The organism is Micromonospora sp. CNZ299 (assembly GCF_002754415.1).
Genome location: NZ_PEFG01000001.1, coordinates 1421875 through 1445479 on the forward strand (window position 1 = coordinate 1421875; position 23605 = coordinate 1445479).

Sequence of the window (23605 nt, forward strand, 5' to 3'; positions counted from 1 at the left end):
TCCCGTCGTCGGCGCGGCGAGTCGCACGACCCGCCGGTATGAACGGCCCGGCGCAACAGGTTGGGCGACGGGCGGTACGGTCGCCGGTGATGAGGCGGTGGGCGGTATGACGGACACGAACACGGGCCGACAGGATGCCGTCGGTGGTCAGGACGGCGGCGGCGCCGGCCGGGCCAGCGTGCTGCTGGGCGGTGGGCTGGCCGCTGTGCTGCTCGCCGCGGTCGGCGCGACGGGCGGTTGGCTGCTGGCCGGCGAGGACGGCGCATCCTCGGGGGATCCGTTGGCTGTCGCGACGACCGGTTCGCCGACCAGCCGGGCCACCGCTTCACGGCCGAGCACCGGCCGGGCCACACCGTCGACCGTCCGGACCTCCGCCACCGCGACCAAGGGCGCGGGTCTGACCGTGCCACCGGTGATCGGCACCGACTTCGTGCAGGCCCGGGACGCGTTGCGCAAGCAGCGGCTGGGCTGGCGGTTGGTCTTCGGAGGCGGCACCGGCCGTACGGTCGAGAGCACCTCACCCGCCGTGGGCACCGCGGTCACCCGGGGTACGACTGTGCAACTTCAGGTGTCCGGGCCGGCGCCAGCGGCCGAGGTGCCGGACGTGATCGGGGACAACTGCGACAAGGCCGTCAACGAGTTGATCGACGAGGGCCTCTACCCGCGTTACGTCAGTGGACGCAGCGGAAAGGTCACCCGGCAGGAGCCGGCCGAGGATGGCCCTGCCCGCTGGAACGACGAGGTCAGCATCTGGTGTGGGGCGGACGCCCCCGAACAGCCGACCACGAAACCCACGCCCTGACCTCGGTGGGAGCTGATTCTCGGCGGCGGCTTGCGCGGCCCCGCCGCGGATCGGTAGGCCGCGACCGGCGCGACTCGACACGCTGATCCCCACCGAGGGCGCTACGGCCAGCTAGGTTGACGGTCCGAGGGCCATGACGCCCGTCCGGTCCGGGAAGGGACGAGCGATGAGCGACGACCGCCAGGAGCCTCCCGCCGGCGAGCACGACGACGACCGGACCCGCCCTCTGCCACCGGCCGACCGGCCGGAACCACCGCAACCGGCTCGACCTGCCCCCGCGCCGGATGAGACCGCACCGGTCACTCGGCCCGCGGCTCCGGATGAGACCACGCCGATCGACCGCACCGAGCCGGCTGGACCCGCCCTGTCGCCGGACCAGACCATGCCGATCGACCGTTCCGCCGGTACGCCGTCGGGCCCGCCGAGCGACCAGACTAGGCGGATCCCCGCCGAGCCGCCGAGCCCGCCGCCGACCCCGCCGTCGTGGTCTGGACGGGCCGAGGTGCGGCCGCCCCGGTCGGCGGAACCCACCGGGGAGTGGTACGTGGAGGAACAGGGCGGTCGGCGATGGTGGCTGCCGATCCTCTGGGGTGTGCTCGCGTTGCTGCTCGTCGCCCTGCTCGGGGGCGCCCTCTGGCTGGTGCTCTCCAGCCGGGAGAACGATCGGGACGACCCGGGGTCCACCCCGTCGCTCCCGTCCGCCAGCGCGACCAGCGCCGCGCCGACCAGCGCGTCCCCGACCTCGGCGGCGCCGACCAGCGAGACGCCGAGCAGTTCGGCGACCACCACGGCACCGGAGGAGGTGCCGGTGCCGCCACTCACCGGCCTGCCGCAGGCCACCGCCGAGGGGTTGCTGGACCGGCTCGGCCTGGCCCACCGGGTGGTGTACCGGCCGTCGGAACTGCCGCCGGGGATCGTGGTGGGCACCGAGCCGGAGGCGGGCACGTCGGTGTCGACCGACGACGAGGTGTTGTTGGTGATCTCCCAGGCCCGACCCTCGACCGGGGCGAGCCCGACCACGGCGCGCCCCACGGTGACGAACACGCCGTGACCGGTGGTCACCACATCCGACGGCGGGTGCCGACCAGGCCGAGGCCGGCCAGCGAGATGGTGAGGCCGAAGATCCCGGACCAGAACAGGGAGCGGCGGACGTCCGTCGCGGTGTGCCCGGCCGGGGCTGCTTCGGTGAGTTCCTGACGCCCGTCGGACTGGCCGCCGGCACCGTGGCCGGCCGCCGGGGTGGTCGGGTCGGCAACTCCGGCGTGGCTGCTCCGAGCGTCGGCGCCGATCCAGCCGGGGTCGTCGCCCACCGATGGATCTGCGTCGGACGGAGGGTCGACGTCGACCACGGTGATCTCCGGTGCGGGCACCGGCGCGGTCAGCCGGGTGGACGACATCGCTGGGTCGCGGACGAGGACCAGCAGTGTGGCCATCGCCCCGAGGAGGGCGAGTAGTCTGAATGCGTAGGCGATACGGGAGCGGTGGTGCCGCCGCAGGGCGGGCTGATTGACCATGACCATCCCAGGGTCAGGGTCCTGGACGTACGGGTGGAACGGTGCCGGGGTGGGCGTACCGATTCTATGGCGACGGCACGCCCACCGGCGGCGGATCGGGTCGGTCAGCCCACCCGGAGTGGGGTACGGGCGACCGGCCGCCGGGCCCGCACGGTGTGCGGACGGGGCTCGGGGGCGGCCTGCAGTTGCTCCAGCCCGGCCCGCTGGACGAAGATCGAGCGTCGGTTGACCGCGTCGCCCGCGGCGTTCAACTCGTAGCCGTCGAGCCAGAGCCAGCCGTCATAGGTGGGCCAGTCGAGCACCCGGATCACCCGGAACTTGATAGGCCTGAGGAACTGGACACTCGCCGCGCGAGTCACGTGCAGTACGTCACCGGTGCGGGGAAGCACATGGGCTCCTGGGGAGGATCGGCCGGCCGTGGTGCCGGCGGTGCCTGAACGGGGGACGTCTCGGCCGGCGACGGGGTCGTGCCTCGTGAACCGGTGGTGCGGATGGTGGTGGTCGGGCCGTACTCCGCTGGTGACGTGCCGCCACCCGACCACCACCCGACTGCTTCCGGGAACCGCGCCCGCCGCCGCAGCTTGCCGGCTTGCAGCGGCGGGGTCATCACCCCGGAGCAGGTCTGGGTATCGTCGGCCGGGTCCGCGTCGTGTCCGGCTTCCCCGGCTCGGTGGGGTCACCACTCCGAGGGACCGGACGGAGACGCTGAGTGATCCGTGCCATACGGACAGACTGCATCAGGGACGTGCTTCATGCAAGTTGCACGTCGACTTTTGCCGATACGTGAGCGTGTCGCGCGAATGGCCTATTGAAGCCATCCGCGTCCGGACGGCACACTGAGGGCCGGTATCGCCCGTCGCGGCCGGCCGAGGACCGGCACCACCCCCTTCGTCGCGAACGCTCGCCGGTCGACGGTCGCGCCCCCGGCGGGTGTCACCCAGTGGCGCGTGACCGGAGGTAGCCCGAGTGGGGTCGAGCAGCCAGCGGCGGGGACCAGTGGCGCACGGGTTGCGCCATGAGTGAGAGGCGCAGTCCCACCATCAGACGGCGACGGCTCGGTGCCGAGCTACGCCGCCAGCGGGAGTCCGCCGGAATCACCATCGAGGTGGTCGCCGAGCAGTTGGAGTGCTCCGCCTCGAAGGTCTCCCGGATCGAGACCGGCCACACCACGGCCACCCCTCGCGACGTGCGGGACATGCTGCGGATCTACGGGGTGGTCGGCGCCGAGAGCGACGAACTCGTGCAGATCGCCCGGGAGGCGCGCCAGAAGGGTTGGTGGCACCCGTACAGCACGGTGCTCGTCGGCGCGTACGTCGGGCTGGAGGCGGCGGCGAGTTCGATCCGGGCATACGAGCAGCAGGTCGTGCCGGGTCTGCTGGAGACCGAGGAGTACGCCAGCGCCATGATCCGCGCCGCTCGGCCGGACTTCACCCCCGACCAGGTGCACCAGAGAGTGCGTGTCCGTCTGGGCCGTCAGTCGTTATTGACCCAGGACGATCCGGTCGATCTGTGGGTGGTGCTCGATGAGGCGGTGGTAAGTCGGCCGGTGGGTGGGGACGAGGTGATGCGCGGCCAGCTCAAGCGGTTGGTCGAGGTGGCCGAGTTGCCGAACGTGACGCTGCAGATCCTGCCGTTCGAGGTTGGTGCGCATGCCGGCATGGACGGCACTTTCACGATCCTCAGCTTCCCTGAGCCCGGTGATCCGGATGTTGTGTACGCGGAGAACGCCACGGGTGGGCTTTTCCTCGAGAAGAGCGACGAACTACAGAAGTACAGCTTCATCTTCGATCACATCCGCGCTGCGGCCATACGTCCGGAGGAGTCCGTCGCACACATCGCAAAACTGGCAGAGGAGCCGTTGTGGAAATGGCGACCAAGGGGTTCCCCGTGAACCTGGCGCAGGCAGCATGGTTCAAGAGCTCGAAGAGCGGGCCGAACTGTGACAACTGCGTGGAGGTGGCATACGTGACGGGGGCGGTCGGAGTGCGGGACTCGAAGGACAAGGCGGGCCCAGCCCTGGTCTTCGCGCCGGGTGACTGGCACGCCTTCGTCGCCGGCACCCGGGGCGGTGCGTTCGGCGTGGCCTGACCGAGTGGTCAACAAAGTCCCCGTCCGGTCCTCCGGACGGGGACTTTGCCACGGCCGGGGAAAAGCCCTGGTGGGAGGCCGGTTCGTGACGGTGGTGGGTGAGGTTCCGTGGGCGATCCCGTCGCCACAACGCGCCCGTCTCGTTGAACCGGTCGGTACGGCGATGGCCAACGGTCTGCCGCACCGACCCGCAACCGAGCGAGTAGGCGAGACGGATGACGACGATCGGTTCAGACAATCTCACCAACGGTCCGGCCAAGCCGGAACGATTCGGTGGCAAGTACCGCGGCGCCCGTCGGGACACCGTTCTGACCGAGGTGGTTTCGACGGACCAGGAGTTGAGCGGGCGGGAGGGCTCCTCCGAGTCGACGGACTCGCCGCTCTCGCTGCCCTCGCTGGACCCGAATCCGCTGATCGAGCCGTCGTTTCCGCCGACTGGCTGGCCGATGGAGTCCACCGAGTCCCTTGCCGACCATCCGTTGCTGCGTGGCCTCCTGATGGAGTTGCCGCCGAAGGGCAGTGCGCCGCCGCAGGAGTGGCTGGACCGTTGGTTCGAAGCGACCAGGGCAATCCTGGAGCTGCTATACGTGCAGGGGGTTGGTCGCCCGCGTTGACCGTGGCACGTCGGGCTGGGCCCGCTCGGCGAGACGGCTGTGGCGTAGCGCGTGCCGGACCGCGATGGCGGCCACCGCGAGCGCGCCCACGGTGATCGCCGGCCCGGTGACACTCGGATCGGCGCCGAGGTCGGTGCCGGTCGCCGCGATCACCGCAGGCACCGTGGCCAGGGCGGTCACCTGCAGTGGCAGCCCGAGCAGCGGGTGGGCCGCGGCGGCGCGCAGCCCGTGCGGCGCAGGTGTCGCGGGCGCGCTGGCGAAGGCGCCCGCGCCGGCCCACAGCCGGCGGACCCGGCGTACCGACCAGAGCGCGGCCACGAGCGCCGGCCCGGCCGCCAGGCCGAGCCCGGCGGCGGCCCGGTCGACCGGCGTGGTGCCGGCGCTGAGCAGGCCGCCGCCGAGCACGGCCGCGGTGAGCGCCACCCCGGTGAGGGTCAACACCAGCAACCATCCGGTACGCCGGCGCAGCACGCGGGTGTTGTGCAGCCGAGGGAGGCCGTCGGCAACGACGCCGGCGGCCAACCAGAGGGCGGCGACCGGAAGCAGGATGGTGAGCTGACTCTCCATGTTCGAGAGTCTTTCCCGGATCGACGCGAGGCGAATCCGGGCCGGTCCCCCGTTCGTCCCGGACGTCGTGCCCGTAGGGGGGCATCCTCCTGGAGTTATGGACGTTTCGACATATCCAACCGCCGGTGCCCTGATCTACCCTCAGCTGGATCGGCAATGGTCGATTGATTCAGGGGACCGGCGGTCGCGTTCCGCCGCCGGTCGGAGGGAGGTAGGAAATGGGTCTTCCACGAAGGTCCGTGCTGGTCGGGGTGGCCGCAGCGACCATGCTGGCCGTCGGCGCCCCAGCGCTGGCAGCCGAACCCACCGGGGCGGTCCGGGCCGCGGGCGGTGCCACCGCCGTGCCGGACAGCTACATCGTCGTACTCAAGGACAGCGCGGTGGCCCGGGACCGGGTCGGTGACACCGCGAAGCGGCTCTCCGGCCGCCACGGTGGCACGGTGGCCCGCACCTACGGCGCGGCGCTGCGCGGCTTCGAGGTCAAGGTCAGCGCGAGCGCGGCGGCGCGGATCGCGGCCGACCCGGCGGTGGCGTACGTCGAGCAGAACCACACCGTGTCGATCTCCGGAACGCAGGCCAACCCGCCCTCCTGGGGCCTGGACCGGATCGATCAGCGCAACCTGCCGCTGGACAGGTCCTACACCTACCCGAACACGGCGAGCAACGTGCACGCCTACATCATCGACACCGGCATCAAGTTCTCCCACAACGACTTCGGTGGCCGGGCGACCTCCGGCTACGACGCGGTGGACGGCGGCTCGGCCGACGACTGCAACGGGCACGGCACGCACGTCGCCGGCACCGTCGGCGGTTCCTCGTACGGGGTGGCCAAGGCCGTCCAGCTCGTCGGCGTACGAGTGCTGAACTGCTCCGGCAGCGGCACCAACGCCGGGGTGATCGGCGGCGTCGACTGGGTCACCGCGAACGCGATCAAGCCGGCCGTGGCCAACATGAGCCTCGGCGGCGGCGCGAACACCTCACTGGACAACGCCGTTCGCAACTCCATCGCCTCGGGTGTGACGTACGGCCTGGCGGCCGGCAACGACAGCGGTGCGAACGCCTGCAACACCTCGCCGGCGCGCACCACGGAAGCCATCACGGTCGGCTCGACGACCAACACGGACGCCCGGTCGTCGTTCTCCAACATCGGTACCTGCCTGGACATCTTCGCGCCCGGCTCGTCGATCACCTCGGCCTGGTACACGAGCAACACCGCCACCAACACGATCAGCGGCACCTCGATGGCCACGCCCCACGTGGTCGGAGCGGCGGCCCTGGTGGCCAGCGCCAACCCGGGCTGGACCCCGGCGCAGGTCCGCAACCAACTGGTGGCCAACGCGACCCCCAACGTGGTCTCCAACCCCGGCTCGGGTTCGCCGAACCTGTTGCTCAACGTGGGCACCGGCACCACCCCGCCGCCGCCCACCGGCTGCACCGGCACCAACGGCTCCGACGTGTCGATCCCGGACGCCGGCGCCGCGGTCACCAGCTCGATCACCATCTCCGGCTGTGGACGCAACGCCTCGTCGACCTCCACCGTCGCGGTGAACATCGTGCACACCTACCGCGGTGACCTGGTCATGGACCTGCTCGCGCCGGACGGCAGCGCGTACCGGTTGAAGAACAGCAGCACCTCGGACAGCGCCGACAACGTGAACGCCACGTACACGGTCAACGTGTCCGGTGAGGCCGCCGACGGCATCTGGCGGCTCCAGGTGCGGGACACCTACTCGGCCGACACCGGCTACATCAACACCTGGACCCTGACCGTCTGACCGGTCTCCCACGGCCGAGGCCCCACCGGAAGACCGGTGGGGCCTCGTGCCGTACGGATCGGGTCAGACCGAGAAGGTGGCCGGCATTTCGGTGGCCGGCGCCGGCGGGCGGGCCTTCCACAGGCCGGTCTTCTGGGCGGCGAGCCGGCTCAGGTAGGCCGGGTTGAGGATGACGTAGCGGCGCCAGAGCCTCTTCGGCTCCAGACCCAGACGCCAGAACCACTCCAGGCCGACGCGCTGCATCCATGACGGGGGCTGGCGGAGCAGCCCGGCGTGGTAGTCGAAGGCCGCGCCGACCGCCATCAGCGGCATGTCGAGCAGCGGTCGCATGGCGTACGCGAAGACCTCCTGGCGCGGGCAGCCGAGCCCCACCAGGACCAGCCGGGCACCGCTGGAACGGATCCGGTCGGCGATCTCGGCATCCTCACCGGGCTGGGCGGCACGGAACTTCGACGGCTCCACCCCGGCGATCTTCAGCGCCGGGAACATCCGCTCCAGGGCCGGGATCAACCTGGCGAGGGTCTCTTCGGTCGAGCCGTACAGGTAGACCGGAAGGCCCTCGTCGGCGAAGCGCGACAGCACGTGCAGCGTCAGCGTCGGCCCGTAGACCCGGTCGGTGAGCCCGGCGTGGTGCAGCAGGTTGAGCGCCCAGCGCACCGGCTGCCCGTCCGGAGTGACCACGTCGAAGGAGTTGAGCCGTGCGTTGTGCGCCGGGTCCAGCACTCCGGTCATCACGCCGTGCACGGCCAGCGCGGTCAGCGCGAGCGGGCGCCGCTCGTGCGCCGCGGTCACCACCGCATCGGTCGCCGTGGCGTAGTCGGTGGCATCGACCAGGACACCGAGGACGTTGCGCTTGGTCCGTGGCGTGGTCATGACTGGGGCACCCATTTGCCGACGTTGGCCTCGTAGATCTCGCGCAGGATCATCGGCACGTCGTATGTGATCTTCCAGTCCGGGTACTGCTCCTCGAACCGGGCCATGCTGCTGACGTACCACTGGTGGTCACCGGTGCGGTTCTGCTCGACGTAGTTGATCCGTGCCTCGCGGCCGGTGATCTCCTCGGCGATCCGGAACGCCTCGATGTGGGAGGTGTTGGAGTGCCGGCCGCCGCCGAGGTTGTAGACCTCGGCGGAGCGCGGAGCCCGGAAGAACGCCTCGAACGCGGTCAGCACGTCACGCGAGTGGATCGCGTCGCGGACCATCTTGCCCTTGTAGCCGTACAGGTTGTATGTGCGGCCCTCCATGACGCAGCGCATCAGGTAGGCCAGGAACCCGTGCAGCTCGGCCGCGGAGTGGGCCGGGCCGGTCAGCGTGCCGCCCCGGAAGCAGGCGGTCTTCATGTCGAAGTAGCGCCCGTACTCCTGGACCATCACGTCCGCGGCGACCTTGGAGGCGCCGAAGACCGAGTGCAGCGAGTGGTCGATCGACATCTCTTCGGTGATGCCCTGGTGCCAGCGGTGGTCCTCGGGCAGCTCGTACCGTGTCTCCAGCTCGACCAGCGGCAGGCTGTTGGGCCGGTCGCCATAGACCTTGTTGGTCGAGCAGTGGATGAACGGCGCGTCGATCGCGTGCTGCCGGGTGTTCTCCAGGATGTTGAGCGTGCCGCCGGCGTTCACGTCGAAGTCCGTGTACGGCTCCTTGGCGGCCCAGTCGTGGCTCGGCTGCGCGGCGCTGTGAATCACCACTGCGATGTCCGAGCCGTACTTCTTGAAGACCTGCCCCAGGCCGTCCCGGTCCCGGATGTCCACCGCGAAATGGGTGTACGAGCTGCCCAGGTCACGGCCGAGCCGCTCCAGGCTCCACGAGGTGGAGCCGTCCTCGCCGAAGAAATACCGGCGCATGTCGTTGTCGATGCCGACGACGTCCAGGCCGAGGCCGGCGAAGTGCCGGACCGCCTCGGAGCCGATCAGGCCACCCGACCCTGTCACCAACGCGACACTCACACGCCACTCCTGGTCCATCGGAGGCAGAATCCAACGCAGCATAGCGTGACGCCCGGCATGCCCCGATATGACGGAAGGGCCCCGCATCAAGCGGAGCCCTCGTCGGTGGTGGGGATGGGGGGAGTTGAACCCCCACGCCCTTTCGGGCACACGGACCTGAACCGTGCGCGTCTGCCATTCCGCCACATCCCCGTGGCACGACCCGGAACACTGTAGCCGCCCCGGTCCCCCTGTCTCCAGTGGGCCTCGGGAATACTACGCTGTCCCTGGCGCTCGCCACGAGCGGTTACCGTTCGTGGCGGACGAAAGATTAGCACGACAGTCCCGGCCCTTCCGAACGGGTCGAGAGCAGCCGGCCGAGCGGCGTGTGAGCTGCGCGCGCGCCGGCCGGATACCATCATGTCCTCGGGACCCGAGGAGGAGCCGGTGAGCGTGCTGCAACGCTTCGAGAAGCGTCTGGAAGGCCTGGTCGAAGGGGCCTTTGCCAAGGTCTTCAAAGGGGTGGTCCACCCCGTGGAGATCCTCAACGCCATGCAGCGGGAGGCCGAGGCGCACAAGGCGATCCTGGCCGGTGGGCGCACGTTGGTGCCCAACCGCTACGTGATCGATCTCTCGCCGTTCGACCACAGTCGGCTGGCGCCGTACGCCGCTGCGCTGGCCCAGGAACTGGCCCAGTCGCAGGCGGAGTTCATCGGCGAGCAGGCCTGGACTGTCTACGGCGACGTGATCGTCGAGATCGAGCGAGGCGAGGGCCTGGACACGGGCATGTTCCGTGTCACGGCCGAGGTCTACACCGGCGGCGAGGTCGCCCCGGTGTCGGCACCCGGCTACGACGCCGGCCCGCCCGCCTACCCCGCGTACGACCAGGGCGGTGGCTACGGCCCCCCGCCTGGGCACGGTGGCGGTCGCAACGTGCGGCTGGTCTCCGGCGACGGTCGCACCTACCCCCTCCAGATGGGGTCGACGGTGATCGGTCGCGGCGACCAGGCCAACCTGCGCCTGCCCGACGTCGGCATCTCCCGGCGACACGCCCGGCTGGATTTCGACGGGGGCCAGGTCGTGCTGACCGATCTGGGGTCGACCAACGGCACCATGGTCAACGGGCAGCGGGTCTCCGCCGTCGCTCTGAACCCCGGTGACATGGTCCAGCTCGGCACCACGACGCTGACCTTCCGCGTGGACGGCTGACCCGCCTTGCCGGAACTGGTCATCACGGTTGCCCGGTTCGGGTTCCTGATCCTGCTGTGGATCTTCGTGTTCACGGTGGTCGGCGTGATCCGGCGGGATCTCTTCGCGGGCGCCCGGTCCGGTCGTCTGGTCGCCGCACCACGCGCGGTGGGAGCCTCGACCGGGCAGGGGGCGAAGCCGGCGAAGGTGAAACGGGGCAGGGCGGCGCACCAGATGGTGGTGACGGCCGGGCAACTGGCCGGCACCAGGATCACTCTGGGTGAAGCGCAGATCACCATTGGTCGGGCCGAGGACTCCACCCTGGTCATCACCGACGACTACGCCTCCGCGCGACACGCCCGGCTCGTGCCACGTGACGGGCAGTGGTACGTCGAGGACCTTGGCTCGACTAACGGCACGTACCTCGATCGCGCTAAGGTCACCGGACCAACCCCCGTCCCCCTCGGCGTGCCGATCCGGATCGGCCGCACTTCCCTCGAATTACGGCCATGACTCTGACCCTGCGCTATGCGGCCCACAGCGACCGCGGTCTGATCCGAGACGGCAATCAAGACTCCGTCTACGCCGGGCCGCGGCTACTCGCCGTTGCCGACGGCATGGGCGGTATGGCCGCCGGTGACGTCGCCAGCAACATCGTCATCGGTGCCATGGCGCCGCTCGACGAGGACGTCCCGGGGGACGCCCTCGTCGATGCGTTGCGTTCGGCCGTCGGCACCGCCAACCAACAACTCCGCGACACGGTGGACGCCAACCCGCAGTTGGAGGGGATGGGCACCACACTGACGGCGACCCTCTTCACCGGCAGCAAGCTGGGAATGGTCCACATCGGTGACTCGCGGGCCTACCTGCTGCGTAACGGCGAGTTCGCGCAGATCACCAAGGACGACACCTACGTCCAGATGCTCGTCGACGAAGGCCGGATCAGCGCCGAGGAGGCGAGCAGCCACCCACAGCGGTCGCTGCTCACCCGAGCGCTGGACGGCCGGGACATCGACCCGGAGTACTCGGTGCGCCAGGTTCTGCCCGGCGACCGGTACCTGATCTGCTCCGACGGCCTCTCGGGTGTGGTCAGCGCCGAAACCATCGGCGAGACCCTGCGGGAATACGTCGACCCGCAGAAGTGCGTCGAGCGGCTGGTGCAGCTCGCGCTGCGCGGCGGCGGTCCGGACAACATCACGGTGATCATCGCCGACGCGACGGATCAGGACATCGTGGAGGCGACCCCCATCGTCGGCGGCGCCGCCGCCCGCGACCGGGGAATGGCGACCTCCGCGGACGACTCGACCCCGGCGGCACGGGCATCGGCGCTCTCCGCGCCGCGCCCGCCCGCGCCGGAGGAGCCGGCAGCATCGGACGACGAATCGGACCGGCCGAAGCGACGCCCGGTGCGGACCGCAGCCATGGCCCTGGCCCTGCTGATCATCGTGGGCGGAGCAGCCTTCGGCGGCTGGACGTACACCCAGCGGCAGTACTACGTGGGAGCCACCGACGAGGGCCAGGTCGCCGTCTTCCGTGGCGTCCAGGGTCAGATCGCCGGGATGGACCTCTCCACCGTGCACCAGCGCAGCGGCACCCGACTGGACGACCTCACGGTCGCCGCGCAGGACACCGTCAAGGTCGGCATCCGGGCCAAGAACGAGCCGGACGCCGAGCGTCAGCTCGCCGAGCTGACCAGCGACACCCCGAGCAACCCCAACCTGAAGCCGCTCTGTCCCCTCGACCCGACCGGCACGGTGGGCGGCACTCCGACGCCCCCGCCGACCGGCACGACGCCGACCCCGAACGGCAGCCCGAGCGCCGATGCGTCGGTGACCCCCAACGGGGTTGTCAGCGCAAGCCCGACCGTCGGTGCCACCGACGCCGTCGGTGCGACCGGCCCGACCACCACACCCGACGTCACGCCCTCCGATTCGGCCACACCGGCGCTCGACCCGGCCGGTTGCCGGTCTCCTGAGTGAGCGTCGGCTGAGATCCAGAGGACTCCACCCGTGACCGTAGCGGCCACACCGGCACCCTCGCCCGCCACCGCGGGCGAGCAGTCCGGCGTACGCCTGGCGCGGTCGCGCCGCAACGCCGAGCTGTCCCTGCTGCTGCTCGCGATGGTGCTGGTGGCCGCGTACGGGGCGACCGTCGAAGCGAACCTGCTGGACACGGTCACCCCGGATTTCTGGATGCCCGCAGCCGCGCTCGGTGCGGTCTTCCTCGGGTTGCACCTGGTCATCCGGTTCCTCGCCCCGTTCGCCGACCCGGCCCTGCTGCCGGCGGTGGCCCTGCTCAACGGGCTCGGGGTGGGCTTCCTGCGTCGGATCGACCTCGGCGACGCCCCCGTGCCCGAGCGCGAGAGCCTGGCCATCTTCGCCGGGATCGGGGGCCGGCAGCTCGCCTGGACGCTCGCCTCGGTGATCCTCGCCGCCGGGCTGCTCGCCCTGATGCGCGACCACCGGTCGATCTCCCGGTACGCGTACACCCTGGGGTTGGCCGGCATCGTGCTGGTGATGCTCCCGGCGGTGCTGCCGTCGAGCATCTCCGAGATCAACGGTGCGAAGCTGTGGGTCCGGGTGGGCGGTTTCTCCATCCAGCCGGGTGAGTTCGCCAAGCTGGCGCTGCTGGTGTTCTTCGCCTACTACCTGGTCCGCAAGCGCGAGGTGCTCTCGCTGGCCAGTCGACGCTTCCTCGGCATCGACTTCCCCCGTGGACGCGACCTCGGCCCGGTGGTCGGCGTCTGGTTGGTCAGCCTCCTCGTCCTGATCTTCGAGAAGGACCTGGGCACCTCGCTGCTCTACTTCGGCATGTTCGTGGTGACGCTCTACATCGCCACCGAACGGGTCAGCTGGCTGCTGATCGGCCTGGTCCTCTTCTTCGGCGGCGCCTATCTCGCCTACGTCCTCGGTTCGACGGTCGGCGGGCCGTTCGCCAACTTCTACGTGCGTGCCGAGATCTGGCTGGACCCGTTCGCCGACCCGACCGACAAGGGCTACCAACTCGTCCAGGGGCTGCTCGCCCTTGGTACGGGCGGGCTCTTCGGTACGGGGCCGGGCGGCGGTCAGCCGGAGATCCTGCCCGAGGTGCAGAACGACTTCATCTTCGCCGGCCTCGGCGAGGAACTCGGGCTCTTCGGTCTCTCCGCGCTGCTGGTCGTCTACCTGCTGATCGTGGAGCGAGGGCTGCGTGCCGCGCTCGCGGTCCGGGACTCGTTCGGCAAGCTGCTCGCCGGCGGTCTGGCGTTCACCCTCGGCCTCCAGGTCTTCGTGATCGTCGGTGGGATCAGCAAGCTCATCCCGCTGACCGGTCAGACCACCCCGTTCCTGTCCGCCGGTGGCTCGTCGTTGATGGCCAACTGGTTGCTCATCGCGGTGCTGCTACGGGTCTCCGACGGAGCCCGCCGGCCGGTGGGCGGGAGCACCAGCAAGGCTGCCCGACCCGCCGGTGGCCCGCCCGAGCAGCTGCACGGTGCTCCCACGGAGGTGATCAAGCCGTGAACGCACCACTGCGCCGCGTCGGCGTTGTCGTCATGGTCCTGTTCGGCCTGCTCTTCGCGAACCTCAACTGGGTTCAGTTCCAGAAGGCCGACGAATACCGCACCAGCGACTACAACGGTCGGGTCCAGGTCGCCGACTACAAGAGCAAGCGCGGCAACATCGAGGCTGGTGGCACCGCGCTGGCCACCAGCAAGGAGACCACCGGCAAGCTGAAGTTCCAGCGCACCTACCCGGGCGGCGCAAAGTACGCACACGTGCTCGGCTACAAGCCGGTCAACCTCGCCGAAACCGGCATCGAGCGCGTGGAGAACGACTTCCTGGCGGGCACCAGCGACAATTTGATCGGCGACCGGTTCAAGGACATGTTCACCGGCGACGACACCGGTGGCGGCAACGTGCTGCTCACGCTCTCCAAGCGGGCTCAGGACGTGGCGTACGACCAGCTGGGCAACAACCAGGTGGGGGCGAAGAAGGGCGCGGTGATCGCCATCGACCCGCGTACCGGCGCCGTTCAGGCGCTGGTTTCCATGCCCAGCTTCGACCCGAACCCGCTGGCCAGCCACGACGGTGCCGAGGCAACTGCGGCGTTCAACAAGCTGGAAAAGGACCCGGACGGCCCGCTGAAGAACCGCGCGCTCTCCGAGACGCTGCCGCCGGGTTCCACCTTCAAGATCGTGGTCGCCGCGGCGGCGCTGGAGAACGGGATCAGCAAGACGACCCAGATCCCGGCCGGCTCCAGCTGGACCCCGCCCACCTCGGGCAGCCCGATCCGCAACGCCGCTGCGTCGATCTGCCCGGAGCCGAAGGTGACCCTGATGGAGGCGGTCACCGAGTCGTGCAACACCGGCTTCGCCCAGCTCGGTGTGCGGCTCGGTGCCGAGACCCTCAAGGAGAAGGCCCGGCAGTTCGGTTTCGAGCAGGAGGACCTCACCGTCGGTCAGCTCGGCGAGGGAGGCCTGCGTACGGAGGCCAGCCGGACCGGGGACATGCAGAACCCCGACGGCAGCACCGACCCGGCCGCGCTGGCCCAGTCCTCGATCGGCCAGAACAACGTCCGGATGACCCCGCTCGAAGGCGCCATGATCGCCGGTGCGGTCGCCAACAACGGCAGTCAGATGCGGCCGTACCTGGTGCGGCAGTTGCTCGCTCCGGACCGGACCACCAGCTACTACACCGCCAAGGCCCGTGAGCTGCGCCAGCCGGTCGACGCGCAGGTCGCTACCGACCTGCGCGAGATGATGGTCAGCGTGGTCGAGAACGGCACCGGGCGGAAGGCCGCGATCAACGGCTACACGGTCGGTGGCAAGACCGGCACCGCGCAGTCCGCTCCGGACCGGCCCGACCACGGTTGGTTCATCGGCTTCGCGCTGGACAAGAACGGCACGCCGGTCTCCGCGGTCTGCGTGATGTTGGAGCAGGCCGGCTCCGGCGGCAGCGCCGAGGCGGCCCGGATCGCCGGGCAGGTCATGAAGGCTGCCATCGCCGACCCCGGGGGTCGCTGATGCTGAGCCCCGGCGTTCAGCTCGGCAACCGCTACCGTCTCGACGAGCGGATCGCCAGCGGCGGCATGGGCGACGTCTGGCGCGGCACCGACCAGGTGCTCGGCCGGACGGTCGCGGTCAAGAGCCTGCTGCCCGCGCTGCTCGACGACCCGGACTTCGCCGAGCGGTTCCGCGGTGAGGCCCGCACCATGGCCACCATCAACCACCCCGGCGTGGTCGACGTCTACGACTTCGGCAACGACCAGCAGATCGCGTTCCTGGTCATGGAGTACGTCGAGGGCGACGCCCTGTCGTCCACGCTGAGCCGGGTCGGCCGGCTCACTCCGGCCCGGACGATGGCCCTCGTCGCGCAGGCCGCGGACGCGTTGCACGCGGCGCACGAGAAGGGCATCGTGCACCGCGACGTGAAGCCGGGCAACCTGCTGGTTCGGCCGAACGGCACGCTGGTGCTGACCGACTTCGGCATCGCCCGCTCCGACATGGTCGGCCAGCTCACCGCCGCCGGTTCGGTGCTCGGCACCGCCTCGTACATCTCGCCTGAGCAGGCCACCGGCGGCGTGGCGACTCCGGCATCCGATGTGTACGCGCTCGGGGTTGTCGCCTACCAGTGCCTGGCCGGTCGGCGCCCGTTCGAGGGTGACAACCCGCTCGACATCGCGATGCAGCACGTGCGGGAGAAGCCCCGGCCGTTGCCCGCCGACATCCCGCCGCAGGTGCGCCAGGTGGTGGAACGGGCGCTGGCCAAGGACCCGGCCGCCCGGTGGCCGAGCGCCGCCGCACTCGCCGGGGTCGCCCGCCAGCTCAAGGTCACGCTCTCCCAGCAGGCCAGAGCCGGTGGCAACTCGGGGCCGGTCTCCGTGGCGCCGTCTTCGCCCGCCGCGCCCGGCCGGGCCCAGGTGCCGCAGGCACACCAGATGCGCCCGCCAAGCGCCCGCCCACCGGCCGCCGGGCCGAGGCCGACAGCGGTCGCGCCAGCCCAGCAGCAGCCGCGCCCCACCGCCGTCGCGCCGGCAGTCCAGCCCGCCCGGCCGCCGATGGCACCGAACGGGTATCCGCGCGGCGCCGCCTCGGTGCCGTCGGCACCGCCCCGCCAGGAACACCCACCGGCGTACGTCCGGCAGGCCGGCCCGTCGGTGCCGTCGCCCGGTCCCCGCCGGTCCCGGCCCGGGATGGTCCTTCTGGCCATCCTGCTGGCCGTGCTGGTCCTACTCTGCTCCGGCGTGATTTCCTACAACCTGCGGAAGCAGTCGCAGGCCGGTGAACACGCCGGGATGACTCCACGTGCCGTTACGTCCGGCGCGCTACGACTCGACGGGCGCGACGATCCGACCCGAACGTCGTACCGTCGGGAGGTACGACTCCAGCCGGGCAACGGCGGGACGACGACGAGCGAAGGACGACAGACGCGATGACAGCGCAGGCCCGCCTGCTCGGTGGCAGGTACCAGGTCGGCGAGCTGCTCGGCTACGGCGGCATGGCCGAGGTGCACCGCGGTCGCGACCTCCGGCTCGGTCGGGACGTCGCGATCAAGATGCTCCGTACCGACCTGGCCCGGGACGCGACGTTCCAGATGCGATTCCGTCGGGAGGCGCAGAACGCCGCCTCGCTCAACCACCCGGCGATCGTGGCGGTCTACGACACCGGCGAGGAGACCGCGCCGACCGGCGAGACACTGCCGTTCATCGTGATGGAGTTCGTCAACGGGCGGACCTTGAAGGAGGTCCTCGGCGCTGAGGGGCGGTTGCAGCCGCGCCGGGCGTTGGAGATCTGCGCCGACATGTGCGCGGCCCTGGAGTTCAGCCACCGGCACGGCATCATCCACCGCGACATCAAGCCGGGCAACGTGATGCTCACCCAGACCGGCCAGGTCAAGGTGATGGACTTCGGCATCGCCCGCGCGCTCGCCAGCGGTGCGACCACCATGACGCAGACCAGCGCGGTGATCGGCACGGCGCAGTACCTGTCCCCGGAGCAGGCGCGCGGCGAGGCCGTCGACGCCCGCTCCGACGTGTACGCGGCCGGCTGTGTGCTCTTCGAGCTGGTCTGCGGGCACCCGCCGTTCGTCGGGGACAGCCCGGTCAGCGTCGCCTACCAGCACGTACGGGAGACGCCGCCGACGCCGAGCGACATCAACCCGGATGTCACCCCGGCCATCGACGCGATCGTCCTGAAGGCGCTGTCGAAGAACCCGCTCAACCGCTACCAGAGTGCTGGCGAGATGCGGGCCGACCTGCTCCGTGCCGCCGCCGGCCGGCCCGTGCTGGCCACCCCGGTCATGACCGAGGCGGAGACGGTGGCGATGGCGCCGGCCGCGGGCCGGGGCGGCTACCCGGCTCCCGCCGGTGGGCCGCAGACCGGGCAGATGGCCCGGGTGGGCGATCCGCGCCAGCGCAAGGCGTCCTCCTGGCTGATCGCGACGTTCAGCGCGGTCGGCGTGCTGGCGGTGATCGCTCTGGTCGCGGCCCTGCTCTGGAGTCAGCAGCAGGACAAGGCCAACAAGTCGGTGCCGACCCTGGTCGGCAAGGACCAGGCCGCAGCGGTCGCCGCGATCAGCGGCGCCGACCTCCAACCGCGGGTGGGCGAGTCGGTCTTCACCAACGACTGCACGAAGAACACCGTCGCCAAGCAGGACCCTCCGCCGGGCACTCGGCTGAAGCAGGCCAGCACGGTGACCATCCAGCTCTGCGGTGGCAAGCCCGACGTGAAGATTCCCCCTGGTCTGATCAACTCCCAGTACGAGAACATCAAGCCTCAACTTGAGGACCAAGGGCTGGTGGTCCAGGACAAGCAGGTGGACAACCCCGCCGCCAAGGGCACCGTCCTCAAGGTGACCCCTCCGTCGGGGACCACCGTCGCGCAGGGCAGCACGGTGACCGTCGAGGTTTCCAGGGGCAACGTCAACAAGGTTCCCAACGTGGTCAACTCCACCCGGGACGAGGCCGCCCAGGAACTTCGCGAGGCGGGCTACAAGGTCGAGTTCCGGGACGGCGACGAGGTGCCGGCCAGCCAGGCCGGCCGGGTGCAGAAGCAGAGCCCCAACGCCGGCACGTCGCTGGCGAAGGACAGGACCGTGACCATCGAGATCGGCATCCCGGAGAAGGTCGTCGACCCGACGCCTACCGTGACGCCGTCCGGTACGCCGTCTGCCACGCCGACCACTCCCGGCAACGGGGGCGGCATAGGTCTGCCGTTCCCGTCCCCGCCGACCCGGCTCCCCGAGGACTAGCCCGACGCCCTCGGGCTCGGCCATCGGTATGACGGACGTCGAAGCCTCCGGGCCGGTGAGCGGGCGGTTTCGTCGCCTCCGCCGGGTGGTCGTCCTGGGCATCGCCGTGCTGATCCTCATCAGCCTTCCGTGGCTGTGGACGACCTTTGCCGCGCGCGGCCACGTGCACGACGAAGCGGATGCGCCGTCCGCCGACGTGGTGATCGTCCTCGGCACGGCGGTGTCGGCCGATCGGCAGCGACCAGGTGATCGGCTCGCCGGTCGCCTGGATACCGCCGCAGCACTGGTGACCAGCGGACGGGCCACTGTCGTCCTCGTCTCGGGCGACGGTGGCGGCACATCGGGTGACGAGCCGGCCGTGATGACGTCGTACCTCACCGAGCGAGGTGTCGACCCGCGACGCGTCGTGGCCGACCCGTTCGGTCTGGACACCTACGACAGTTGCGCCCGCGCGCGTGAGGTGTACGGCGTCGAGCGGGCACTGATCGTGACCCAGTCCTACCACCTGTCCCGGGCGGTGACGCTGTGTCGCCATCTTGGCCTCGACGTCGACGGAGTGGTCGCCCGGTGCGACGGTTGCGGCCCCGCCCTGCTGGCCGAGAAGTCGGTCCGGGACTACTTCGCCAGTGGCAAGGCGGCGTGGGATGCGCTCCGGGGACGAGCTCCGGCGGTCCGCTCGCCCGCTGACCCGGCGGTCCAGAACGCGCTACGGAGCTGACCCGGGCCCGGGTGGCGGAGCCTCAGCTGGTGGCGAATGCGGCCAGTCGGCGGGCGTCGACCTCGGCGGCGAGCGCGGGTGCCCGCTCCAGCGCCTCCTGGTGACCGCAACCGGCCAGCCAGTTGGCCAGCATCAGGTGGCCGCCCTCGGTGAGCACCGACTCCGGGTGGAACTGGACGCCCTCGATGGGCAGCGTGCGGTGCCGCATCGCCATCACCACGCCGGAGCCGGTCCAGCCGGTCACCTCCAGCTCGTCGGGGAGCGTCTCGGGGAGCACGGCGAGTGAGTGGTACCGGGTGGCGGTGAACGGGTCGGGCAGGCCGGCGAGGACACCCACCGAGTTGTGCCGGACCTCGGAGGTCTTGCCGTGCAGCAGCTCGGGGGCGCGGGTCACGGTCGCCCCGAACGCCTCACCGATCGCCTGGTGGCCGAGGCAGACGCCGAAGATCGGCAGCTCGCCCGCGTACTCCCGGATGACGTCCAGGCAGATGCCGGCGCGGTCGGGGCTGCCCGGCCCCGGTGAGAGCAGGATGCCGTCCGCGCCCACCCTGCCCACCTCCGCGACGTCGATCTCGTCGTTGCGGCGGACCTCGCAGTCCACGCCGAGCTGGCCCAGGTATTGCACGAGGTTGAAGACGAACGAGTCGTAGTTGTCGATCACCAGAACCCGCATGGTCACCTGCTCGGGGAGGACGGAACGGGATTGTTCTGGTCGGTGTCGTACGGCAGCTCGTGCTCGTCGCCAGCCGGGGTGTCACCGGTCACCGGGGCGTTGTCGCCCGACTCCGCAGGAACGCCGGACTCGACCTGGACGTCGTCGAAGGGCAGCAGGGGCTCGGCCCAAGGGAAGGCGACATACCAGAGCAGGGCCACTGTGGCGGCCACCAGGAGCACCGAGCCGGTCAGCTTTCCGACCAGGCCGAAGGGCAGCTTGCGCCAGATGAACGCGTACATCGGATCAGCCTCCCAGCTCCGCCGGGCGGCCCGCTGACTTGGGTTGGGTACGGTCCAGTTCGGCGTGGATGATCAGGCGCTGGTAGTTGTCGAACTTCGGGTTGCACGTGGTCAGGGTGAGCATCCGCTTGGTCGGCTTCTTGTCCGGATCGCCGGGCACCGGTGCCACCACTTCCACCTGTGTCGGTCGGACGATCCGCGACTGCGACACCCGGTAGACGTACCAGTCGGTCTTGCTCTCGACGACGATCGCGTCGCCGTCGTTGAGCTCGTCCAGTCGCCAGAAGGTGGCCCGGTTGCGGTGGCCGGCGACGGAGAAGTTGCCCACCTGGCCGGGTAGCGCACTGGCCGGGTAGTGGCCCGGGGCGTAGCGGATGTCCTGTTGGGTGACGCCCTCGACGACGACCCAGTTCTTGTCGAGCTTGGGGATGTAGAGGCCCGCGAGCGGCTTGCCGCGTACCGGTGGCGACGGCTTGACGCTCGGGCCGACCGATGGAGCCACTGTCGGGTCGTCGGTCGGGCCCCACTCCTGCGCGAGTTGGCTGTTGAGGTCGTTCTGGTGGGCGTCGACGATGGCCGACTTGCCCCAGACCTCGTAGCCGGCGAAGAGCAGCACGACCAGCCCGAAGGTGATCAGGACCTCGCCGGTGACGCGGATGCCGGTGCGGATCCGGGAGCCGAGCGACGGCCGGGTCAGCTCGGAGTAGACGCTCTTGTAGCCCTCGCCGGTCTGGTGTGGCCGGAGTTGGATGACCCGTTCACCGCGCCGGGGTCGAGGAGGCTCGGCGGGGTTGTCGCCGCCACCGGTCTGATCGTCGGGGACCGAGGCGCGGGGCACGGCACCCATCAGCGCCGTCGAGTCCATGGCTGGCGGCCGGGCTGCGGGGGTGGCGGGCACGGTCGGAATCAACGCCGTGGCACCAGGGTCGACGGCGCGATCGGGCGCGGCCGGAGGGACCCGACCCGGCGCGGCCGGAGGGACACGGCCCGGGCCGGCCGGAGGGACCCGACCCGGCGCGGCCGGAGGGACACGGCCCGGGCCGGCCGGGAAGAAGTTGCCCTGCCCGGCTGCCGACACGCGGTCGGGGGCGGCCGGTGAGATCGGCGCGGCCGGGGAGCCGGTGGGGCGTGCGGGTCGGGCGGGGACCTGGGGTATGAACGCGGTCGGCGAGTCGGCAACCGGCGGGGTCGAGGGGCCGGACGGGGCAGGCCGGCCCGGCGTGCCCGAGGTCGGGTGGGTCGGCATCCCGCCGGCAGCGCCCGGGCTGGTCGGGACCGCACCCGGCCGGTCGCCGGTCGCCGGTGGCGGAGTCGAGGCGGCTCCGGCCGGTCGCGTGGACGAGGCACTGGGCCAGGAAGGTCGGGGCGGGACGTTGCCAGGGGCAGCTGGTCGAACGGGGCCCTGGTTGGTCGGGGTCGGCGGTGGGCCGGGGGGCACCGAAGGGGGCAGGCCGGCTGCACCGTGCGGGCTCGGCCTGTGCGCCGTGTTGCCCGGCCAGGGCGGAGGCGCTTCGACACCTGGGCGACCCGGGGCCGGGTCGGGTCGGCTGGCGCCCGGTCGTCCCGGATGGTCGACACGTCCGGGATTGTCGGTGCGGCCAGGCGGGGGCACAGCAGGCCGGTCGTCCCGAGGAGGCTCGGCGGCGCGCAGCGGCTCCGGGGTGCGGGGAGGCTCTGGAGTGCGGGGAGGTTCGGTGACGCGGGGAGGTTCGGTGACGCGGGGTGGCTCGGTGGCGCGGGGAGCGTCGGGGTTGGTCAGCGGGCGCGGCGCAGCGGGTCTGCTCGGCAGCACCGGCTCGGGCCAGTTGCCGGCCGAGGTCGGCCGGGGTGCCGGCTCGGGACGGTCGACCTTGGGAAGGAAATCGGTCGGCTCGTCGGTCTGATTCCGGTGTCGCCCGTCGCGACGCTCGTCCGGCCCACTCATTTGGGCACCGTAGCCGAGCGCAGGGCGGTTGAGTCCTCAAATGCCGGGACCCGCACCGTGGAGGTCGTTTCCTTGTAACCGAGCTGGTAGTCGTCGACCGCGCCCTTGAACAACCGGACTCCCTCAGAGCTGGCGAGGGCCTGCTGGAGGGCAGCGGGATCGCCGATCGCCACGATCTTGAACGGTGGGGAGTACACCCGGCCATGGAGCAGCAGGGTGTTACCGACGCAGCGTACCGCGCTGGTCGTGAGCACGCGGACATTCATGATTGACATGGCCTCCGCTCCGCCGGCCCAGAGCGCGTTGACCACCGCCTGTACGTCAGACTGGTGCACCACCAGGTCGTCGTTGCTGGCGTCCGACTGGGTCTGGTCGAGCTGCGGCGCGTCGTTCAGCTCCACTGTCACCCCGGTGCCGGCGAGGGCGGTGAACCCGGCGGCCTGGAGGCTGCCCTGGGCGCGATTCTGCTGACCCTTGATCGGGGTGTCCGAGCCGGCGAGCGTGTTGGTGCGTTGCTCGACCTCGCCGCGCAGGGTGGCGGCCCGTCGCTCGCTTGCCGCCACCTGCTCGCGCCGCTCCTCGATGAGCTGGTTGAGCTGGGGTCGCCGGTCCTCGCGCAGGGCGGTGCCGTCGGCTGTGGTCGCGGAAGTGGTGAAGAGCAGCCCCGCCGCGGCGGCGATCAGGGGCACCCCGATCGACCAGCCCGGACGCCGTTGACGCGGTCGCCGGGGCAGCAGCCCGGCGGCGGCCCGGCGCAGGACCTTCTGCCAGGAGGTTGCGCCGGATGTGTACTCCACCGAGCGTTCCTTCCGCGTATCAGGGATCGGTCCGCTCCGGCCGGGCCGGTGATGCGAACAGTCCCGCCTCTTTCGGTCACTCCGTGCACCGGCCTGACCCCATTCGTGGTCCGGGCGGGCAATCGGGACTACGCTAGCTCTCGAACATTATTGGCCATGGACCGTCGCCCCGGCGCCCGGTTGTCAGGCCGGACGAGGTCGTCACCCCTCTGGAGAGCGCCGTGCCCAAGTCTCAGGTCCGTAAGAAGAAGGTGTACACCCCGCCGACGGACGTCCGTCCGACGACGACGGCGTCGTCGCGCAAGCCTAGCCCGGTGTGGTTGCCGGTCACCGCGGTCGCCTTGATCGTCGCCGGGATCGGCTGGCTGGTCGTCTACTACCTGTCTGAGCAGGAGTACCCGGTCATGGCGTGGGGTTACTGGAACCTCGCGGTCGGCTTCGGCGCGATGGTCGCCTCGCTGGCGCTGCTCTCCCGCTGGCGCTGAGCCGGCTCGGCGTCGCCGCACCGGCGGTT

General features: G+C 70.8%; 24 protein-coding genes and 1 tRNA gene. 15 read left to right on the plus strand and 10 right to left on the minus strand.

What is annotated here, in order from left to right:
* Positions 1 to 106: 106 nt before the first annotated feature.
* Entirely contained in the window at positions 107 to 802 is a 696-nt protein-coding gene (locus tag CLT68_RS06780) for a PASTA domain-containing protein (protein ID WP_099849551.1), read from the plus strand.
* Between the two features lie 544 nt (positions 803 to 1346).
* A complete protein-coding gene (locus CLT68_RS33685) occupies positions 1347 to 1853 on the plus strand; it encodes a PASTA domain-containing protein (protein ID WP_486482091.1) in 507 nt (168 codons plus the stop codon).
* Positions 1854 to 1860: 7 nt separating this feature from the next.
* Here CLT68_RS33685 and CLT68_RS06790 read toward each other — a convergent pair whose 3' ends face one another.
* Positions 1861 to 2322, minus strand: coding sequence for a hypothetical protein (locus CLT68_RS06790; RefSeq protein WP_099849555.1), 462 nt, complete (start codon positions 2320 to 2322; stop codon positions 1861 to 1863).
* Between the two features lie 98 nt (positions 2323 to 2420).
* Positions 2421 to 2705 carry a hypothetical protein gene (locus tag CLT68_RS06795; RefSeq protein ID WP_088950844.1) on the minus strand — a complete coding sequence of 95 codons (285 nt, stop codon included), beginning with the start codon at positions 2703 to 2705 and terminating at the stop codon, positions 2421 to 2423.
* Between the two features lie 626 nt (positions 2706 to 3331).
* On the opposite strand from CLT68_RS06795, the gene CLT68_RS06800 reads away from it, so the two are divergent.
* The 3 genes from CLT68_RS06800 (at position 3332) to CLT68_RS06810 (ending at position 5018) form a co-directional block, all read left to right on the plus strand.
* On the plus strand, positions 3332 to 4207 hold the full coding sequence (locus CLT68_RS06800; protein WP_088950845.1) for a helix-turn-helix domain-containing protein: 876 nt from the start codon (positions 3332 to 3334) through the stop codon (positions 4205 to 4207).
* Complete coding sequence (locus CLT68_RS06805; RefSeq protein WP_088950846.1) at positions 4183 to 4404, plus strand: DUF397 domain-containing protein; 222 nt, start codon at positions 4183 to 4185, stop codon at positions 4402 to 4404. Before CLT68_RS06800 ends, CLT68_RS06805 begins: the two co-directional genes overlap by 25 nt.
* Positions 4405 to 4619: 215 nt before the next feature.
* Positions 4620 to 5018, plus strand: coding sequence for a hypothetical protein (locus CLT68_RS06810; RefSeq protein WP_099849557.1), 399 nt, complete (start codon positions 4620 to 4622; stop codon positions 5016 to 5018).
* Here the strand turns inward: CLT68_RS06810 and CLT68_RS06815 are convergent.
* Positions 4986 to 5585 carry a hypothetical protein gene (locus CLT68_RS06815; protein ID WP_099849559.1) on the minus strand — a complete coding sequence of 200 codons (600 nt, stop codon included), beginning with the start codon at positions 5583 to 5585 and terminating at the stop codon, positions 4986 to 4988. The two genes, CLT68_RS06810 and CLT68_RS06815, sit on opposite strands and share 33 nt — an antisense overlap.
* Positions 5586 to 5803: 218 nt before the next feature.
* Between CLT68_RS06815 and CLT68_RS06820 the strand changes: the two genes are divergently transcribed.
* Complete coding sequence (locus CLT68_RS06820; protein WP_099849561.1) at positions 5804 to 7360, plus strand: S8 family serine peptidase; 1557 nt, start codon at positions 5804 to 5806, stop codon at positions 7358 to 7360.
* A gap of 63 nt (positions 7361 to 7423) precedes the next feature.
* On the opposite strand, the gene CLT68_RS06825 is transcribed toward CLT68_RS06820, so the two are convergent.
* From CLT68_RS06825 to CLT68_RS06835, 3 genes are all read right to left on the minus strand, one after another.
* A complete protein-coding gene (locus tag CLT68_RS06825; protein ID WP_486482092.1) occupies positions 7424 to 8233 on the minus strand; it encodes a WecB/TagA/CpsF family glycosyltransferase in 810 nt (269 codons plus the stop codon).
* The gene (locus CLT68_RS06830) at positions 8230 to 9345 is read right to left on the minus strand and encodes an NAD-dependent epimerase/dehydratase family protein (RefSeq protein ID WP_199177000.1); all 1116 of its coding nucleotides are present in this window, start codon (positions 9343 to 9345) and stop codon (positions 8230 to 8232) included. Before CLT68_RS06830 ends, CLT68_RS06825 begins: the two co-directional genes overlap by 4 nt.
* 64 nt (positions 9346 to 9409) lie before the next feature.
* Positions 9410 to 9495: transfer RNA gene (locus CLT68_RS06835), tRNA-Leu, on the minus strand.
* Between the two features lie 207 nt (positions 9496 to 9702).
* Between CLT68_RS06835 and CLT68_RS06840 the strand changes: the two genes are divergently transcribed.
* From CLT68_RS06840 to CLT68_RS06875, 8 genes are read left to right on the plus strand one after another with little or no spacing between them, the layout of a single operon-like run.
* A complete protein-coding gene (locus CLT68_RS06840) occupies positions 9703 to 10491 on the plus strand; it encodes an FHA domain-containing protein (RefSeq protein ID WP_007454122.1) in 789 nt (262 codons plus the stop codon).
* A 6-nt stretch (positions 10492 to 10497) separates the two neighbouring features.
* Positions 10498 to 10983 carry an FHA domain-containing protein FhaB/FipA gene (locus CLT68_RS06845; RefSeq protein WP_088950851.1) on the plus strand — a complete coding sequence of 162 codons (486 nt, stop codon included), beginning with the start codon at positions 10498 to 10500 and terminating at the stop codon, positions 10981 to 10983.
* Positions 10980 to 12449, plus strand: coding sequence for a protein phosphatase 2C domain-containing protein (locus CLT68_RS06850; protein ID WP_099849565.1), 1470 nt, complete (start codon positions 10980 to 10982; stop codon positions 12447 to 12449). The genes CLT68_RS06845 and CLT68_RS06850 overlap by 4 nt, the downstream gene beginning before the upstream one ends.
* Positions 12450 to 12479: 30 nt before the next feature.
* A complete protein-coding gene (locus tag CLT68_RS06855; protein WP_099849567.1) occupies positions 12480 to 13970 on the plus strand; it encodes an FtsW/RodA/SpoVE family cell cycle protein in 1491 nt (496 codons plus the stop codon).
* Complete coding sequence (locus CLT68_RS06860; protein ID WP_099849569.1) at positions 13967 to 15472, plus strand: penicillin-binding transpeptidase domain-containing protein; 1506 nt, start codon at positions 13967 to 13969, stop codon at positions 15470 to 15472. The genes CLT68_RS06855 and CLT68_RS06860 overlap by 4 nt, the downstream gene beginning before the upstream one ends.
* Positions 15472 to 16884, plus strand: a complete 1413-nt coding sequence (locus CLT68_RS06865; RefSeq protein WP_099849571.1) for a serine/threonine-protein kinase — start codon at positions 15472 to 15474, stop codon at positions 16882 to 16884. The genes CLT68_RS06860 and CLT68_RS06865 overlap by 1 nt, the downstream gene beginning before the upstream one ends.
* Positions 16881 to 18698, plus strand: coding sequence for a Stk1 family PASTA domain-containing Ser/Thr kinase (gene pknB, locus CLT68_RS06870; protein ID WP_099849573.1), 1818 nt, complete (start codon positions 16881 to 16883; stop codon positions 18696 to 18698). Before CLT68_RS06865 ends, pknB begins: the two co-directional genes overlap by 4 nt.
* A gap of 55 nt (positions 18699 to 18753) precedes the next feature.
* Positions 18754 to 19416: a SanA/YdcF family protein gene (locus tag CLT68_RS06875; protein WP_486482093.1), complete on the plus strand. Its 663-nt coding sequence runs from the start codon at positions 18754 to 18756 to the stop codon at positions 19414 to 19416.
* A 22-nt stretch (positions 19417 to 19438) separates the two neighbouring features.
* Here the strand turns inward: CLT68_RS06875 and CLT68_RS06880 are convergent, their stop codons facing one another.
* From CLT68_RS06880 to CLT68_RS06895, 4 genes are all read right to left on the minus strand, one after another.
* The gene (locus tag CLT68_RS06880) at positions 19439 to 20089 is read right to left on the minus strand and encodes an aminodeoxychorismate/anthranilate synthase component II (protein WP_099856863.1); all 651 of its coding nucleotides are present in this window, start codon (positions 20087 to 20089) and stop codon (positions 19439 to 19441) included.
* Between the two features lie 2 nt (positions 20090 to 20091).
* Entirely contained in the window at positions 20092 to 20370 is a 279-nt protein-coding gene (locus tag CLT68_RS06885) for a hypothetical protein (RefSeq protein WP_088950858.1), read from the minus strand.
* 4 nt (positions 20371 to 20374) lie between these two features.
* Positions 20375 to 22021 (minus strand): class E sortase, encoded by a 1647-nt coding sequence (locus CLT68_RS33090; protein WP_486482416.1) that lies wholly within the window; start codon positions 22019 to 22021, stop codon positions 20375 to 20377.
* Between the two features lie 269 nt (positions 22022 to 22290).
* The gene (locus CLT68_RS06895; RefSeq protein ID WP_099849578.1) at positions 22291 to 23091 is read right to left on the minus strand and encodes a DUF881 domain-containing protein; all 801 of its coding nucleotides are present in this window, start codon (positions 23089 to 23091) and stop codon (positions 22291 to 22293) included.
* A gap of 221 nt (positions 23092 to 23312) precedes the next feature.
* Between CLT68_RS06895 and CLT68_RS06900 the strand changes: the two genes are divergently transcribed.
* Positions 23313 to 23576: a cell division protein CrgA gene (locus tag CLT68_RS06900; protein WP_088950861.1), complete on the plus strand. Its 264-nt coding sequence runs from the start codon at positions 23313 to 23315 to the stop codon at positions 23574 to 23576.
* The last annotated feature ends 29 nt before the right edge of the window (positions 23577 to 23605 follow it).

What these genes read in the sequence shown, in the direction of transcription:
- CLT68_RS06865 (WP_099849571.1), top strand. Translation starts at nt 15,472, where the DNA reads ATGCTGAGCCCCGGCGTTCAGCTCGGCAACCGCTACCGTCTCGACGAG.
- CLT68_RS06885 (WP_088950858.1), bottom strand. Translation starts at nt 20,370, where the DNA reads ATGTACGCGTTCATCTGGCGCAAGCTGCCCTTCGGCCTGGTCGGAAAG.
- CLT68_RS06850 (WP_099849565.1), top strand. Translation starts at nt 10,980, where the DNA reads ATGACTCTGACCCTGCGCTATGCGGCCCACAGCGACCGCGGTCTGATC.
- CLT68_RS06820 (WP_099849561.1), top strand. Translation starts at nt 5,804, where the DNA reads ATGGGTCTTCCACGAAGGTCCGTGCTGGTCGGGGTGGCCGCAGCGACC.
- CLT68_RS06815 (WP_099849559.1), bottom strand. Translation starts at nt 5,585, where the DNA reads ATGGAGAGTCAGCTCACCATCCTGCTTCCGGTCGCCGCCCTCTGGTTG.
- CLT68_RS06825 (WP_486482092.1), bottom strand. Translation starts at nt 8,233, where the DNA reads ATGACCACGCCACGGACCAAGCGCAACGTCCTCGGTGTCCTGGTCGAT.
- CLT68_RS06830 (WP_199177000.1), bottom strand. Translation starts at nt 9,345, where the DNA reads ATGCTGCGTTGGATTCTGCCTCCGATGGACCAGGAGTGGCGTGTGAGT.
- CLT68_RS06805 (WP_088950846.1), top strand. Translation starts at nt 4,183, where the DNA reads ATGGCGACCAAGGGGTTCCCCGTGAACCTGGCGCAGGCAGCATGGTTC.
- CLT68_RS06840 (WP_007454122.1), top strand. Translation starts at nt 9,703, where the DNA reads ATGTCCTCGGGACCCGAGGAGGAGCCGGTGAGCGTGCTGCAACGCTTC.
- CLT68_RS06800 (WP_088950845.1), top strand. Translation starts at nt 3,332, where the DNA reads ATGAGTGAGAGGCGCAGTCCCACCATCAGACGGCGACGGCTCGGTGCC.
- pknB (WP_099849573.1), top strand. Translation starts at nt 16,881, where the DNA reads ATGACAGCGCAGGCCCGCCTGCTCGGTGGCAGGTACCAGGTCGGCGAG.
- CLT68_RS06810 (WP_099849557.1), top strand. Translation starts at nt 4,620, where the DNA reads ATGACGACGATCGGTTCAGACAATCTCACCAACGGTCCGGCCAAGCCG.
- CLT68_RS06780 (WP_099849551.1), top strand. Translation starts at nt 107, where the DNA reads ATGACGGACACGAACACGGGCCGACAGGATGCCGTCGGTGGTCAGGAC.
- CLT68_RS06790 (WP_099849555.1), bottom strand. Translation starts at nt 2,322, where the DNA reads ATGGTCATGGTCAATCAGCCCGCCCTGCGGCGGCACCACCGCTCCCGT.
- CLT68_RS06880 (WP_099856863.1), bottom strand. Translation starts at nt 20,089, where the DNA reads ATGCGGGTTCTGGTGATCGACAACTACGACTCGTTCGTCTTCAACCTC.